Annotated in this window: 10 protein-coding genes, 1 tRNA gene and 1 pseudogene; 5 read left to right on the top strand and 7 right to left on the bottom strand. The window is 68.9% G+C overall.

Translation table 11 applies throughout. From position 1 onward, the window contains the following. The first annotated feature begins 69 nt into the window (after nucleotides 1-69). Nucleotides 70-143, top strand: a tRNA-Lys gene (locus C4V41_RS27945). Nucleotides 144-1,084: 941 nt separating this feature from the next. On the opposite strand, the gene C4V41_RS27940 is transcribed toward C4V41_RS27945, so the two are convergent. Next, nucleotides 1,085-2,221, bottom strand: a complete 1,137-nt coding sequence (locus tag C4V41_RS27940) for a serine hydrolase domain-containing protein (RefSeq protein WP_103958930.1) — start codon at nucleotides 2,219-2,221, stop codon at nucleotides 1,085-1,087. A gap of 136 nt (nucleotides 2,222-2,357) precedes the next feature. Here C4V41_RS27940 and C4V41_RS27935 point away from each other — a divergent pair, with 136 nt between their 5' ends. After that, entirely contained in the window at nucleotides 2,358-5,513 is a 3,156-nt protein-coding gene (locus C4V41_RS27935; RefSeq protein WP_103958929.1) for a BTAD domain-containing putative transcriptional regulator, read from the top strand. A 170-nt stretch (nucleotides 5,514-5,683) separates the two neighbouring features. Here the strand turns inward: C4V41_RS27935 and C4V41_RS27930 are convergent, their stop codons facing one another. After that, nucleotides 5,684-5,842 carry a hypothetical protein gene (locus C4V41_RS27930; protein WP_200824273.1) on the bottom strand — a complete coding sequence of 53 codons (159 nt, stop codon included), beginning with the start codon at nucleotides 5,840-5,842 and terminating at the stop codon, nucleotides 5,684-5,686. Between C4V41_RS27930 and C4V41_RS27925 the strand changes: the two genes are divergently transcribed. Further along, entirely contained in the window at nucleotides 5,841-6,098 is a 258-nt protein-coding gene (locus C4V41_RS27925; protein ID WP_235030422.1) for a tyrosine-type recombinase/integrase, read from the top strand. The two genes, C4V41_RS27930 and C4V41_RS27925, sit on opposite strands and share 2 nt — an antisense overlap. 318 nt (nucleotides 6,099-6,416) lie before the next feature. Here C4V41_RS27925 and C4V41_RS27920 read toward each other — a convergent pair whose 3' ends face one another. The 3 genes from C4V41_RS27920 to C4V41_RS27910 are packed head-to-tail and all read right to left on the bottom strand — an operon-like array spanning nucleotide 6,417 to nucleotide 8,773. Continuing rightward, nucleotides 6,417-7,382 carry an NAD(P)-dependent alcohol dehydrogenase gene (locus tag C4V41_RS27920; RefSeq protein WP_103958928.1) on the bottom strand — a complete coding sequence of 322 codons (966 nt, stop codon included), beginning with the start codon at nucleotides 7,380-7,382 and terminating at the stop codon, nucleotides 6,417-6,419. A 24-nt stretch (nucleotides 7,383-7,406) separates the two neighbouring features. Then, nucleotides 7,407-8,438 carry a permease prefix domain 1-containing protein gene (locus C4V41_RS27915; protein ID WP_103958927.1) on the bottom strand — a complete coding sequence of 344 codons (1,032 nt, stop codon included), beginning with the start codon at nucleotides 8,436-8,438 and terminating at the stop codon, nucleotides 7,407-7,409. After that, nucleotides 8,435-8,773 (bottom strand): PadR family transcriptional regulator, encoded by a 339-nt coding sequence (locus C4V41_RS27910; protein WP_103958926.1) that lies wholly within the window; start codon nucleotides 8,771-8,773, stop codon nucleotides 8,435-8,437. Before C4V41_RS27910 ends, C4V41_RS27915 begins: the two co-directional genes overlap by 4 nt. On the opposite strand from C4V41_RS27910, the pseudogene C4V41_RS66445 reads away from it, so the two are divergent. Then, nucleotides 8,741-9,064 (top strand): annotated as a pseudogene (locus C4V41_RS66445) (zinc finger domain-containing protein); the annotation flags it as partial. The gene C4V41_RS27910 and the pseudogene C4V41_RS66445 sit on opposite strands and share 33 nt — an antisense overlap. A gap of 288 nt (nucleotides 9,065-9,352) precedes the next feature. On the opposite strand, the gene C4V41_RS27900 reads toward C4V41_RS66445, so the two are convergent. Then, nucleotides 9,353-11,674, bottom strand: coding sequence for a right-handed parallel beta-helix repeat-containing protein (locus C4V41_RS27900; RefSeq protein ID WP_103958925.1), 2,322 nt, complete (start codon nucleotides 11,672-11,674; stop codon nucleotides 9,353-9,355). A 172-nt stretch (nucleotides 11,675-11,846) separates the two neighbouring features. Here C4V41_RS27900 and C4V41_RS27895 point away from each other — a divergent pair, with 172 nt between their 5' ends. Further along, on the top strand, nucleotides 11,847-12,221 hold the full coding sequence (locus tag C4V41_RS27895; protein WP_103959250.1) for a hypothetical protein: 375 nt from the start codon (nucleotides 11,847-11,849) through the stop codon (nucleotides 12,219-12,221). Nucleotides 12,222-12,531: 310 nt separating this feature from the next. On the opposite strand, the gene C4V41_RS27890 is transcribed toward C4V41_RS27895, so the two are convergent. Further along, nucleotides 12,532-13,356, bottom strand: coding sequence for a hypothetical protein (locus tag C4V41_RS27890; protein ID WP_146103809.1), 825 nt, complete (start codon nucleotides 13,354-13,356; stop codon nucleotides 12,532-12,534). Nucleotides 13,357-13,408: the final 52 nt, after the last annotated feature.

Genomic DNA, 13,408 nt, shown 5'->3' with positions numbered 1-13,408 from the left:
CTAGCCGGTTGCGTCCGGCGGATTCCGATTCGACCAGGATGACGATCGCCGGTATATTTCTTCGTGCCAGCACCGCTAGCTCAGTTGGTTAGAGCAGCTGACTCTTAATCAGCGGGTCCGGGGTTCGAGTCCCTGGCGGTGCACCGCACAGAAACCCCAGCTCAGCGCGCTGAACTGGGGTTTCTCGGTTTTCGAGTGACTCCGGCCGCCTTGAGGTGCCCCCGTGGTTGCTCGCTGGATGCTCTTCGGCACGGTTCCGGCGCGTGGCGGGGCGTTCCGCGAACGCGTTCGTCAGGTCAGACCCGTAAGACGATCAAGAGAACGCCAATCCGGAAGGTGCAGCGGGCATGCCGGGTCGGGGAGGGCTCTTGTTCCGGCAAAGAGTTGATCAAGCCGTCTGAGGCGCATATCCCGCCGCTTCGCAGCGGAATTGTGCTGACCTCCTCTGCGGAACATTGCACCTGCCGATAATTGTGTCCGCCCAGCTCACGGCTATGTTGGTCTTGCATGGCGTGCGCGAGCTCCGGCCTTCAGCAGGGGAGACGCATGCGGATTGATGATCGACCGTGCTGTTTCGCCTGGCCTGTCTCGCCGTCACGAACGCCTTTGCCGCGCTGCGGTTACCGCCGATGGGCGATCGGGACTAGGACGTGGAGATACGCGCCCTGCGCCATCGGATCACCGTGCTTGAAGGGCAACTCGGTGCCGATGCCAGGATGAGATTCGCGCCAGAGGGCCGGGTCTTCCTCGCCGTGCTGCTGACATCGCTGCCGCGTGCGGTCCTGCGCCGGGTGCGGCTGCTCGTCCGGCCGGATACCGTCTTGCGCCGGCACCGCGATCTGTTGAAACGGTGTCACGCCCGTAGCCGCCGGCCGAAGCGTCGTGGGCGCCCGCCCACGGTCTGCTCCATCCGGGTCCGGAGGACTGCGCGAGTTTCGCGATCCGGCCGCCGATGAGGAGGAATGAGGTCCATGGGTGAGCCGCGCGAGGGCCTTGGAACGACGGCCGATCAGGCGGCTGCGGGCTGGGCGATCGCCCGGACGTGCCGGTGGCGCGGTGCCCGTCCGGGCGATGTCAGCAGGCGCTACTGAGGTGGGAGGAAGGGTGAGCCGAACACCGAGTCGGCGATCTGGCTGCAGACCGGGTACCAGTTCCAGTCGCAGTTGATGTTCACTGAGACCAGGCGTCGGGCGTCAGGAGTACCCATGGTGAAACTGGCGGTGCCCAGCTCCACACCGGCCACGATGTGGAGCGTGCGGCCGTCGGCCAGCGCCCATTGACTCACGCCGGTGCCGTAGCGGGTGTTGGGCAGCCAATCCCTGGTGGGGACCGTGCTCCACATCGTGCGATGCTGCGCCGGCGGCAACAGCGAGCCGGTGATCATCGCCTTGGCGAACCGGAGCATGTCGCTGGTGGTCGAAACGACGCCGCCCGCGGCCCACCCCCAGATGGTCCTGTCGGTGACGTCGACCGGATCGGAGTCGGGGCCTTCCATCAGCGACTCGTAGTTGTCGGGCGTGAGACTTGCAGGGTCCACGCCGTCCTTGATGAACTGCCTGGTGTAGACCCTGGCGTGCGGTCCCCGGAACTGCCGCTCGTCGAGGGCCCGCGCATAGGTGCCGGTCAGTCCGAGCGGCTGGACGACTGTCCGGTCGACCTCATCCTCGTAGCTTCGCCCGGTCGCCTTCTCGATGATTGCCCCGGCGAGGTGGTAGCCGCCGTTGCTATAGGCGAAGTCCGAACCCGGCGCATACAACGGAGGAATGGCCATCTGGAGCTTCAGCAACTCCTCGACGGTCCAGACGTCATAGCGGTGTGCGGCGAACCCGGGCCGGGTGTGGTATTTGCGCGCGATCTCGACGTTCAGGCCGGTGATCCCCAGGCCGCTGGTGTGGGTCAGCAGCTGGCCGATGGTGATCTGACGGCCGTCGTTGCCGTTGCCGCGCACTACGCCGGGCAGCCACTGCTCCACGGTGTCGGTGAGGCTCAGCCTGCCCTCGGCCTCCAGCGTCAGCATCGCGGCGGCGGTGAATGCCTTGGCGCCGCTGCCGATGGTGAACTGCTCCCCGGGCTCGCGGCGGCGGCCGGCCTCAAGGTCGGACAGTCCGGCCGACCCGGTCCAGGCGCCATTCTCGTCCTGCATCGCGGTGACGATGCCGGGCGTGCCGTACTCGGCCACCGCGCTGTCGAGCACCTGCTGCACGTTCGTGATGATTGCCATCGCACTGCCTTTCGGGATGCTTCTTCGTTACGTCCTCCACGATGTTCGGTAGCTCTGACAGGCCTCTTATATCTCTCTTCCAACCGGCACCGGCTGGCTGTAAGGCGCTCTCAGCCCACCGGATAGCCTGTCGGGCATGCGGATTGAGGTGCTGGGGCCGGTTCTGGCGTATGCCGACGACGGCGCGCCGATCGACCTGGGCGGCACCAGGGTTCGCGCACTGCTGGCCAGGCTGGCACTGGCCGGGAACGAAGTGGTGTCGGTCGATTCGCTGCTCGACGGCCTGTGGGGGGACCACTCCTCCGGAGGCACCCTCAACGCGTTGCACGCGCTGGTGCACCGCCTGCGCAAGGCCCTGGCCGGGGCTGGGGTGGTGGAGACGGTGGCCGGCGGGTATCGCCTGCGCCTGCGCAGCGAGCAGGTCGACGCGGTCCGCTTCGAGGAACAGGCCAAGCGAGGCAGCCGCGAACTGGCGGCGGGCGCTGCGCAGCCGGCGGCCTCGCTGCTGGAGGAGGCGCTGGCGCTGTGGCGGGGGGAGGCGCTGGCCGACGTGCGCGACATTCCTTTTGCCGGTACGGCCGGCGCCCGCCTGGACGAACTGCGCATCGGGGCTCTCGAAGACCGCTTCGAGGCGGAGTTACGGCTTGGCCACCACGGCGAGATTCTGGCCGATGTGGAGGCGGCGTCCGCGGCCCATCCGCTCCGGGAACGACTGGCCGGGTTGCGCATGCGAGCCCTGCACGCGGCGGGCCGCCAGTCCGATGCGCTGGCCGTGTTCGACCAGGTCCGCGGGACTCTCGCCGAGGAGCTGGGCGTCGACCCCTCCGAAGAGTTGCGCAAGACGCATCTCGCCGTGCTGCGGGGTGAGCTGGAGATCCCCGAGGCGGAACAGGTCCGGCCGGAGGCGGTGCGAGGCCGTCTGCCGGCCCAGCTGACCCGCTTCATCGGCCGCGAGGACGAGTTGAGGTTGCTGGCCGGGTTGTTGGAGACCTCCCGGCTGGTCACCGTCGTGGGGCCCGGAGGAGTGGGCAAGACCCGGCTGGCCGTGGAGGCGGTGAGCCGGCATCGGGTCCATCAGCGCGGCCGGGTCTGGCTGGTTTCCCTGGCCGCGGTGGACACGGCCGACGGGCTGGTGGAGGCGGTGCTGGGCTCGCTCAGCGGCGCCGGAGCCCAGCCGGCCGGCACACCGCTGGAGCGGGTGGTCAACTTGCTCGCCGGTGGTGAGGGCGTGCTGGTGCTGGACAACTGCGAGCAGATCTCCGGAGCCGTCGCGGAGTTCGCCGGGCAGCTGCTGGAGCGCCAGCCGGACCTGACCATCCTGGCCACGAGCCGGGAACCGCTGGACGTCATGGGTGAGGCGCTGTGCCGTCTGGGACCCCTCGGTCTCCCCCCGACGGACGCGGATCGCGATCGTGTCTCCGCATCGGCCGCGGTGCGGCTGTTCCTGGACCGGGCGGGAGCCGTACGACCCGGCTTCGCACTGGACGCCTCGACCGCGCGGCCGGTTGTGGACATCGTGCGCCGGCTGGACGGGCTGCCGCTCGCCCTGGAACTGGCCGCGGCACGCCTGCGGACCATGAGCGCCGAACAGATCGCCCGGCGGCTGGATGACCGCTTCCGGCTGCTCAGCACCGGTAACCGGACCGCCCAGCCCCGCCAGCAGACGCTGCATGCGGTCATCGAATGGAGCTGGGATCTCCTCACCTCACAAGAGCGCACGCTGGCCCGCCGGATGTCGATATTTCCGGCGCGCACCGGTGTCGCCGTGATCGAGGCGGTCTGTGCGGATCCGGATGAGGGACTTCGCGCGGACGAGGTCGTCTACCTCCTGGACTCCCTGGTCGACAAGTCCATTGTGGAGTGGGCCGGCGACGGCTACTGGATGCTGGAAACCATCCGGGCCCATGCGGCGGACAAGCTCCGGCTCGCAGGCGAGGACGAAGCCGTCCTGCGCGGGCTCACCCGGTACTTCGCGGACCTGGCCGAGGAACACGAGCCGCTGCTGCGCTCGGACAAGCAGGCGGAGTCGCTGCGGCTGTTCCAGGCCGAGTACGACAACCTGATGTACGCCCTGCAAACGGTCATCAAAAGCGGCGACGCCTCGGGCTCCGCCCGGATTCTCGGGCCGCTGTACTGGTACTGGGTCATGCACCGCTACGACGCCCGCGCCGAGGCCTACGTCGCCAAGGTCGCCGAGTTCGGCGACGCGCTGCCCGCGGACGCCCGGGCCGCGTTCACCGCGATCCATCTGATCATCGGCTCGGGCGAGCCGCTCACCGAGCGGCTGGGCGCGCTCATCGACGACTGCGTGCGCACCGGCGCTCTGCGGCGTTACCCGATGCTGCTGACGATCGTGCTGGTGATGGCACCGCTGCTCGGGCTGGATGAGCTGGCCGAAAGGGAGATCGCCCGAGTACGCGGCGGCTCGGACCGCTGGGCGATCGCCTGCACCTTCATGATCGAAGCCATGTGGCATCGCGGACGGGGCGACCGGGAAAGCTCCACGACCGTGATGGCAACGGCGCTGCACGCGTTCGAGGAGGTCGGCGATCGCTGGTGGGCGGCCAAGGCGCTCTATGGCCTGGCACAGAACCACGCCATAGCCGGAGACCACGACCAGGCGATCACCGCCTACGAGCACAGCCTCGCGATCGCTATCGACCTCGGCTCGCAGGACGAGATCTCGAGTCGGCTCGGGCTCGCCACCGAACGCGTGCGTGCCGGCGATCTGACCGGCGCCAAGCGCGACATCGAGATCGCCGAACGAGCGGCCTGGCGGCGTGGTCAGCCGGCGCTGGAGATCGAGGCGCTCGGCATCCTGGCCGAGCTGTACCGCCGCTCCGGAGAGGTCGAACGCGCTGATCAAGAGCTCGATCGGATGGAGACGCTCACCCACAAGCTGCCCCTGGCGGCCGAGCACGCAGACAATCGGCTGCTCCTCGCTCGGGTGGCCAACCTTCTCACCGCCGGGAACGCCGTACGCGCCCGCGAACTACTGCCCCGCGCTGTCTACGCGGCGCAGGCGAACATGGATGCCCCCTTGGCTGCTCAACTCCTGGCCAGGCTACTGTTGCTGGAGGGCGATCCGGCAGGCGCGGCCACCGCGCTCGGCCTGAGTAAGGCCATCCGCGGCGCCTTCGACCACGGCGACACCGAGCTGCGCTCGCTTGCGGAGGCACTCGCGGAACGGCTCGGCCGTACCGACTACGAAACCGCCTACCAACGAGGGGCCGACCTGACACCGCACAAGGCCACCGACAGGCTGATAACAATGGCGGGCGCTTCACCTTGACCTGCTTCCAGTGAGATTCCAGTGGCGTCCGTCGGGGCGTGCGGACGACGTCACATGGAGTAGGAATGGAGTAGGAACTGTGCCGCAACGCGATCTGCACGCGAGAAATGTTCCCCTCGGGGCCGACCCCGGCAGGCCGCCTTTGCCCCGAAGGCTCCAAGGCCCGGCCGTCAGTCCTCACCGTCGGCGTCGTCGGCGCCCAGGACGCGGTAGACGCTGGCCAGGGAGGGGTTGCGGCCCTTGTTCTTGCCGGTGGGGATGACCAGCTTGGCCGCGATCTCCGGCACCGGAACCCCGCGTCCGCGCAGGCTGCGGGCGTAAGCGATCATGTCGTCGTCGAACACCCTCGGACGGCCGCCATGGCGGCGCGCCCGCGTCCTGCTCGACAAGCACGCCGGCCTCGACCTGCACCAGCTACGCCACAGCGCCGCCACCCACCTCGGCGAAGCCGAAGTCTCGCTGCAACTCATCATGGGCAAGACCCGGCACAAGAACCCCCGCACCGCCATGCGCTACGTCAAACCCGGCGCCGAGGCCATCGCCAAGGTCGCCGAGGTCCTAGCGCCCCGCCGCCGTACCCACTGACCCTCGTTGGAAGAGTCAGCTGACCGATCCGGAACCATCCTCGGCCAGATAGCTGTGGGTCTCCCCGGCCACTTATCGCCGGAGCTCACAGGCACGAGCCGGCCGTCGCCACGCCGGGAGGCACGCGGACGCGGCCGCGGCGCGGTGGCCGCCACCGGGGAGAGCGTCGGATTCGAGTGCTCGGTCATGGATCGATCCTGCGACGAGAGGCGGGGACGGCTCATCGGGCCACCGGCCCGACCTGCGCCCGCCCCTCGGCCGACCGCGATCTCGTACTTTCGGCCAGGCCCCGGGCCTTGGGCACCCGGCCTCCTCGTCCTACGCCAGAAGGACGATCTTGCCGCGGGCGTGCTCCCGCTCCAGGAGCCGGAGGGCGTCGGCGGTCTCGCTGAGCGGATACGTGCGTTCGATCACCGGTGTCACCTTGCCGTCGGCGACGAAGCCGGCGAGCGTCCACAGGTCCTCGGCGGTGCTCCGGGAGGTCAGGACGCGGAGCCGCTGCCGGACGAACGGCGTCTGCGCGACCGTGGCCAGCAGCCGGGGAATGGGCCCGAGCACCGGCCCACCCGCGCTGTTGGAGGCGATGTAGATGCCGCCGGGGGCGAGGAGCCGGCGCAGCGCCGAGATCGGGTGGTTGCCGACCATGTCGATCAGGACGTCGAAGCGGCGTGTATCCCGGGTGAAATCCTCGCGGGTGTAGTCGATCACGTGATCGGCGCCGAGCGAGCGCACCAGCTCGGCGTTGCGGGTGCTGCACACGCCGGTGACCTCGGCGCCGAGCGCCTTGGCGAGCTGCACGGTGAACGTGCCGACCCCGCCGGAGGCACCGTTGACCAGCACCGTCGTGCCGGGGCGCGCGGCGCCGAGCCGCAGCGCCTGCAAGGCTGTGATCCCGGCCACGGGTAAGGTGGCCGCCTGCTCGAACGTCACCTGCTCCGGCTTCCTGGCCAGGCGTTTCGCCGGGATCGCGACGTATTCGGCGAAGCCGCGCTGGGCCGCCTCGCCGAAGACCTCGTCGCCGACCTGGAGTTCCTTGACGTCCGGGCCGATCTCCGCCACCGTGCCCGCGACGGCGCGTCCCAGGACGGTCGCCTTCGGCCGCCGCACCCCGAACGCCAGGCGCAGCAGGAGCGGCGTGCCGCGCAGGGTGAGCAGGTCGGCGTGGTTGAGCGCGGCGGCGCGCACCCCGACCAGCACCTCACCCGCGGCCGGGGCGGGACGGTCGACGTCGGCGTGACGCACGACGTCGGGCGAGCCGTACTCCTGATAGACGATTGCTTTCATGCCGGTCTCCTGATTCGTGTGGGTTCAGCGACGCGTGGCTCGGGCGATGCCGTCGATGACGGCGAAGACGATCGTGAGGGCGGGCACGACGATGAGCGCGGTGTTGATCCAGGTGGTCGCGCTCTGCGGCCAGGCGGCGGCCTGGGTGAAGCCGGGGTTGAGCACCCGGTCACCGGCGGCGAGCCAGAGCAGCGCGATCGGGCAGGCGATCTCGACCAGTGTCCCGGCCACGGCGAGCGGAACGCTCCACCGGGCGTAGTGCTTGGCGTAGGCGACGGCGAGGTTCAGGGTCACCAGGGCGATGAACGCGTACACGAAGCCGGTCTGCCACAGCCACGGCGCGAACACGCCGATGGGGGCGCCGTGCGCGTCGGTCTCGGTGCTGATCACCGGGGAGAGCAGGATGAGGGTGGTGAACAGCACCATCGCCACGGTGTAGATGATCAGCTCGCCGTAGCGGGCGCGGTGGGTGGGCGGCTCGGGGAGCGCGTCGGGCGTCCAGCGCCTGGCGGGCGTGCGGCGTCCCGCGGCGCCTCCGGTCACGCGTCCGGTGACGCGTTCGATGGTCGCGAACAGCAGCGTGGTCCAGCAGACCAGGTGCGCGGCGGTGGTGAGCGCCGCACCGAGGGTGTCGCCGATCAGGTCGAGCGCGCCCGCCCCGCGCAGTCCCTGCACGAGCCCCACCGCCACGGCCACGGCGGGCACGATGGTCACGAGCAGGGCGGTCAGTAATCGCGTGTAGTCGAGGTAGAGCGCGGGGCCTATGAGCTGGAGCGGACGGTCCGCGTAACCGGCCGCCAGCCGCGCCGGGTCGCCGAGCTCGGTGAGCACCGCGAACTCGGCCTCGGCCCGGTCGGCGCCGGCCTCCACCCGGTCGTCGACGGCGTCGGCGATGGAGGCCCGCAGCTCGCGTTCGATGTCGATGTCGGGCCGCTGGTCCTCGGGCCGCTGGTCCTCGGATCGCCGGCTCCCGCTTCGCCGGCTTCCGGGCAGGTGGCGCAGGACCGCCGCGACATAGCGGTCGGTGAGCGTGTTGGTGGTGGCAGTAGTGGTCATGACGCGCCTTTCAGGGAGCGGAGTACGGTGTCGAGCTCGTCCCAGTCGCGACTGAGCTCGGCGGCGAGCGCGGCGCCCCTGTCGCTGGTGCGGTAGAACTTGCGCGGCCGGGATTCCTCGGTGTTCCAGTCGCTGGTCACCAGACCCTGCTTCTCCAGGCGGCGCAGGAGGGGGTAGAGGGTGTTGGCGTCGACGGCGAGGCCCGCCCGGGTGAGGCGGTCGAGCAGCGCGTAGCCGTAGTCGGGGCGGTCGAGCATGAGCAGGCAGGCCAGGACGACGGTGCCCCGCCGCAGCTCCTGGAGATGGGTGGCAAGCAGCTCATCGTCATCGTGCACATGTCACACGATACTGTGCGGCACACACTATTGCAACGAGCACGGCATAAAGCTGAACCATTCAGGGTGGCGCGACAGCGCTCAAAGGGCTCGACAGAGGCTCGACAGGGCCCCGTCACCGCAAGCCACGTAGCCCACAAACACGGCTTGGAGTTCGGCGCGGACCTGGCTGACCGGCTTCGACGGCACCCGTGCCCGCGCTGCGGCGTTGAAGCCGGTTCGCCCTGCCGAGCACGGTCGGGGGCGGTCGGGGGCAGCTATCACACCGGCCGGTTCACCAAAGCGCCGCGGCTGACCAAGCACCTGCGGATACTCACCCCCACCGACCGGGGACCCGGCCGGCCCTGGCGGCCCGGGTACCCCGCCGCCGGCCCCGGTCGACCCCGAAGCCCGGACCGCCGACATTCGCATCGGCTACGCCCGCTGCTCCTCCCTCACCCAGGAGTTGCAGTCCCAGCTCGACGCGCTGGCCGCGCACGGCATCGGCCGCGACAAGATCTTCGCCGAGAAGGCCTCGAGTCCCTGGCGGTGCACACGCAGACTCAGGGCACCTCCCTCGTGGGAGGTGCCCTGAGTCGTTCATCGGGGTCCGATTCCTTCCAGGGTGAAGTTCCTGTTCCAGTCCCGCACCCATCTGGGGCCGAAGCCGTCGGTGGTGTTCAGGGACGTGGTCCGCTCGTCGAACCGGCCCGTGGCGGGGTCGAAGGCGAAGTCGGCGGCCGTGGGCCGTTTGACGTTGTGGGAGTCGAAGTCCGGGTTGAAGGTCTTGACGCTCAGGCCGCCGGCGTCGTCGGTGTAGGCGAAGTCGCCCGCGGCGATGCTCACCGAGCGGGTCAGGACATTGTGTGACGGGACGTACAGGGAGTTCGGGTTCGCCCAGACGTACTCGTCGGTGCAGTCCGTGGTGCCGACCGCGGTGCAGACCCGGCCCTGGGAGTCGGTGGGGACGTACCAGTCGCGGATGTTCGGATACTGCCTGGCGTAGCGGCCGTACCACTTCGCGATGTTCGCGCGGGTGTTGGTGAAACCGGTGCCGTCGCCGGCCTTCAGCATGTCGTTGAAGCGCTCGACCACCACCTTCGCGTTCGCCACCGGCAGGCGCTTGCCGCCCTCGTGGTAGAGCTTGTCGTGGCCGATGTACTTCACGTTCAGGAACACGTTGTCCGACGCCACGTTGCTGTGACCCGACTGGTAGAACAGGCCGTGCTGGGCGTTGTCGAAGACGTTGTGGTGCACGACCATGCCGGACATTCCATCGTCCATGTAGATGGCCTGGTTGCCGTCGGCGCCGACGTCCTTGAACAGGTTGTGGGCCACCACGTTGTTCAGGAACGTGTAGTCCCGGCCCGCGTAGATCACGCCCTGGTCGGAGGCGTCCGTCACGAGGTTCTCGAACCTGTTGTGGGTGATCTCCATGTCGTTGCCCATGATCTGGATGGCCATGTGGGGCGCGTCATGGACGTCGTTGTGGCGGAAGGTGTTGCCGACTCCGTACATGTAGCCCGCCGGTGTGTAGGTGGCCAGCTTCGAGAAGTCGTAGATCTCGTTGTGCTCGACGACGTGGTCGCCGCGTTCGAGTGAGTCGCGGTCGCCGCCCGCCGTGAAGACGCCGCCGCCGCCCAGGTCGTGCAGCCTGCTGTTGACCACGCGGTTGCGGTGGCCGCCCCGGCTCGTGCGATATTCGGCGATGGCCGTGATCGCGTCGTTGGCCTCGCCGATCGCGACCGCGTCCATGCTGACGTTGAGGATCTCCAGGCCGTCGATGGTGCACGACTCGGCGTCCAGCAGGCGTACGCCGGTGCCCGTGGTGCCGTTCAGCCTCAGGCCCTTGAGGGTGACGCCCGTGACGTTCTCCAACTGGAAGAACGGCGCGTCGAACGAGGTGAGGCTGATCTCCTTGCCCTCGACCGTGCCGCCGGGCGGATAGTAGTAGAGGGTGTTGTTGCCCTGATGGCGGTCGATGTAATACTCGCCCTCGGCGTCGAGTTCGCTCAGCAGGTTCTGGCCGACGAACGACGTCCACTTGTCGACCGCGATGTACATCGTGGGGTAGCGGGTCGCGACGTCGGCGCCGGTGACCGAGGCGATGCGTACCCGGTCGTTCGCATAGTTGTTGCCGAAATATCCGGACAACCAGCCGTCGGTCTCCGCCGCCCACGTCGCGGCGTGCTCCGCCAGCGCGGGGTCGAGGACCGTGTAGACGGGGCCGGGGAGTTCGAGCATGTCCTCGTACGGCAGCGTCGTGCCGTCGGCGGTCTTGTCCGAGAAGTAGTCGCGGGCGCCCTTCGGGGCCGTCTTGACCTTGATGTGCGTACGGTCGAGCTTCGCCGCGCCGTTCGGATACTGGGCCAGCGTCTGCGTCGCGTCGTCGGTGATCAGCTCGGGGGCGAAGGGCTGGGGCTTCCAGTTGAAGCCATTCTTGTTGAGTGTGCCGGTGGGGATGCCGTCGGCGCCCAGGTCGTACACCCAGATGTTGGGAGCGGTGGCGGCGGGGACGCGCGACTTCGACGACCACTTGGGTTCGTCGGGGACGTCGCCCAGCTTGCGGAACCTGCCGGCGGCGAGGGTGGTGACGCCGGCGAGCTCGACCTGTTCGCCGGGGTAGGCGGCGTAGGTGACGTAGGAGTCTTTGGCGCCGTTCAGCCGGATCGTCTTGGAGGTCTGGTAGACGCCTTCGCGGATGTGGACGAGGCCGGGGGAGCGTGGGCCGGTCTTGCCGGCCAGGGCGTCGCGGGCTCGTTCAATCGTGGCGAACGGGTCTTTCATCGTTCCGGTCGCGGTGTCGCTGCCATCGGGGGACACATAAACGATCTTTTTCGCGGGGGTGGCCGCTGCGGGGGCGGCGCCGGTGGCGATCGTGAGTAACGCCGCCAGCAGGGTGATCGTCACTTTCTTCGGCATGCTCGGGCAGACCTCGTTAAGTAGTAATCGATACAATATGACAGATTACAGAAAGTCACTTCAGGTGCACCGTAACGGCGGCGGCGCCGGAGTTCAATGGTTTGACCTGGTTCTGTCGGCGACGGCTGATATCCGTGTCCTCAACACGTCGACGCATCCGATGGTGTCGCACATGGCCACGGTCACCTTCAGGGACGAGAGCTCCACCGGTAAGCCGCTGGACGAGTTCACGCTGCCCGGCCTGCCCGAGCGCATCTCGGCGCGCGAGCTCGTCCGGCTGCGCGTCCGCGAGGAGATCGCCCGCCACAACGCCGCCCCGAAGGCCCGCTTCAACGGGCTGGTCCGGCCCGTGGACACCGAGGTCGAGCTGAACGGCACGGGCACCCGCCGACGCGTCGACCGGGAGCGTCAGGCCGACATCGCCGAGCGGGCGTTCCAGCGCAACGGGTTCCTGCTGCTGGTGGGGGAGCGTCGGATCGACGACCTGTCGGAGACTGTCGATCCGGTGATGTCGTTCGTCAAGCTCGTCCCGCTGGTCGGGGGATGAGGTGGGCGGGACCGCCCAGGACGTCGACTTCCTGTGGTCGGCGGCGCACGCGCTGATGACCTGGCGCCACACCGGCTACCAGGAGCTCTACCGGATTCCGCCGGCCGCCGCGCGGTCCTGTCCTGGACACCCGACTGGTTCCGGAAGTACCAGCGCTTCCGTATGGGACGCGCTGCGTGATCAGCTCGAAGACGTGTTGCTGGAACCGGCCGAGAACGGTGCGGCGGCGGAGCCGGTGTTCCTGCCGTTCGAGGAGGACGGGGGCAGGCTGTCGATCATCCGGTCCATGGCGTTCCCGCCGACACGGCCATCACGGACCCGTCGATCGCCCGCCTGCTCGCGGCGACCTGACCTTCCGCGGCCTCCGCAACCGCAGCCCGGCCACCGCCGCCAGCATGATCACCACCCCAGTCCCCATCACCATCCGCCCATCAGGCCCGGCCTCACCCCCGGCCCCGGTGTCCGCCCCACCGGCCGGCGTCTCGGTGACGGTGTCCTCCGGCTCGGGATCGGTGACGTCGGTTTCGTCCTTGGTGTCAGTGCCGGGGTCGGTCGTCTCGGTGTCCGTGTCGTCGGGATCGGGGCTCGGAGCGGTGGAGTCGCCGGCACCGGTGACGGTGAGGGGGTATTCGGTCAGGTCGCCCTTGTCCTTGACCTCACACTCGATCAGGCGCTCCTGGGGACGGGGACCTAAGTTGAAGGAGGCGGCGTGCACGGTGCCTGAGCCCGGCTTCTTCGGTGTCGTCTTGAGCTCGACCGACGTCTGGGGAAGCGGAATGGGCTCGCCCGGGACGATCGTGCCGATGGGGGAGACACCGGTGGCCGAGGTCAGGTTCTCGATCTTGCTGATGCCGGCGTAGGCGTACAGATTGATCTCGCCCTCCATCCCTGCGGCGGGGGCGACCAGCTCGGAGCCGGTGACATAGGTGCCGTTCCAGCCGATCGTCATCTGCACGTCCACCGCGGCCTGAGCGGGCACCGTCAGGTCGACGTTCAGGCTGACCTGCTGCTTCTCGCCTGTGGCCTTGGTGGTGCACTCATAGGCCACCACCTCGGCGGCGGCCGCATGCGCGGGGATCGCGACGACGGACGCGAGGATCAGGGCGGCGGCTGAGACGACCAACTGAACACGCACGGCGGCTCCCTTGCGACGGCTGATGCACAAGAGGGGACGGGGCTCGTGGTCA

It is taken from the genome of Nonomuraea solani (genome assembly GCF_900108335.1).
Classification (GTDB): Bacteria; Actinomycetota; Actinomycetes; order Streptosporangiales; family Streptosporangiaceae; genus Nonomuraea; species Nonomuraea solani.
Note: the sequence above shows the minus strand (reverse complement) of the source record. Positions and strands in the feature narration are given on the sequence as shown.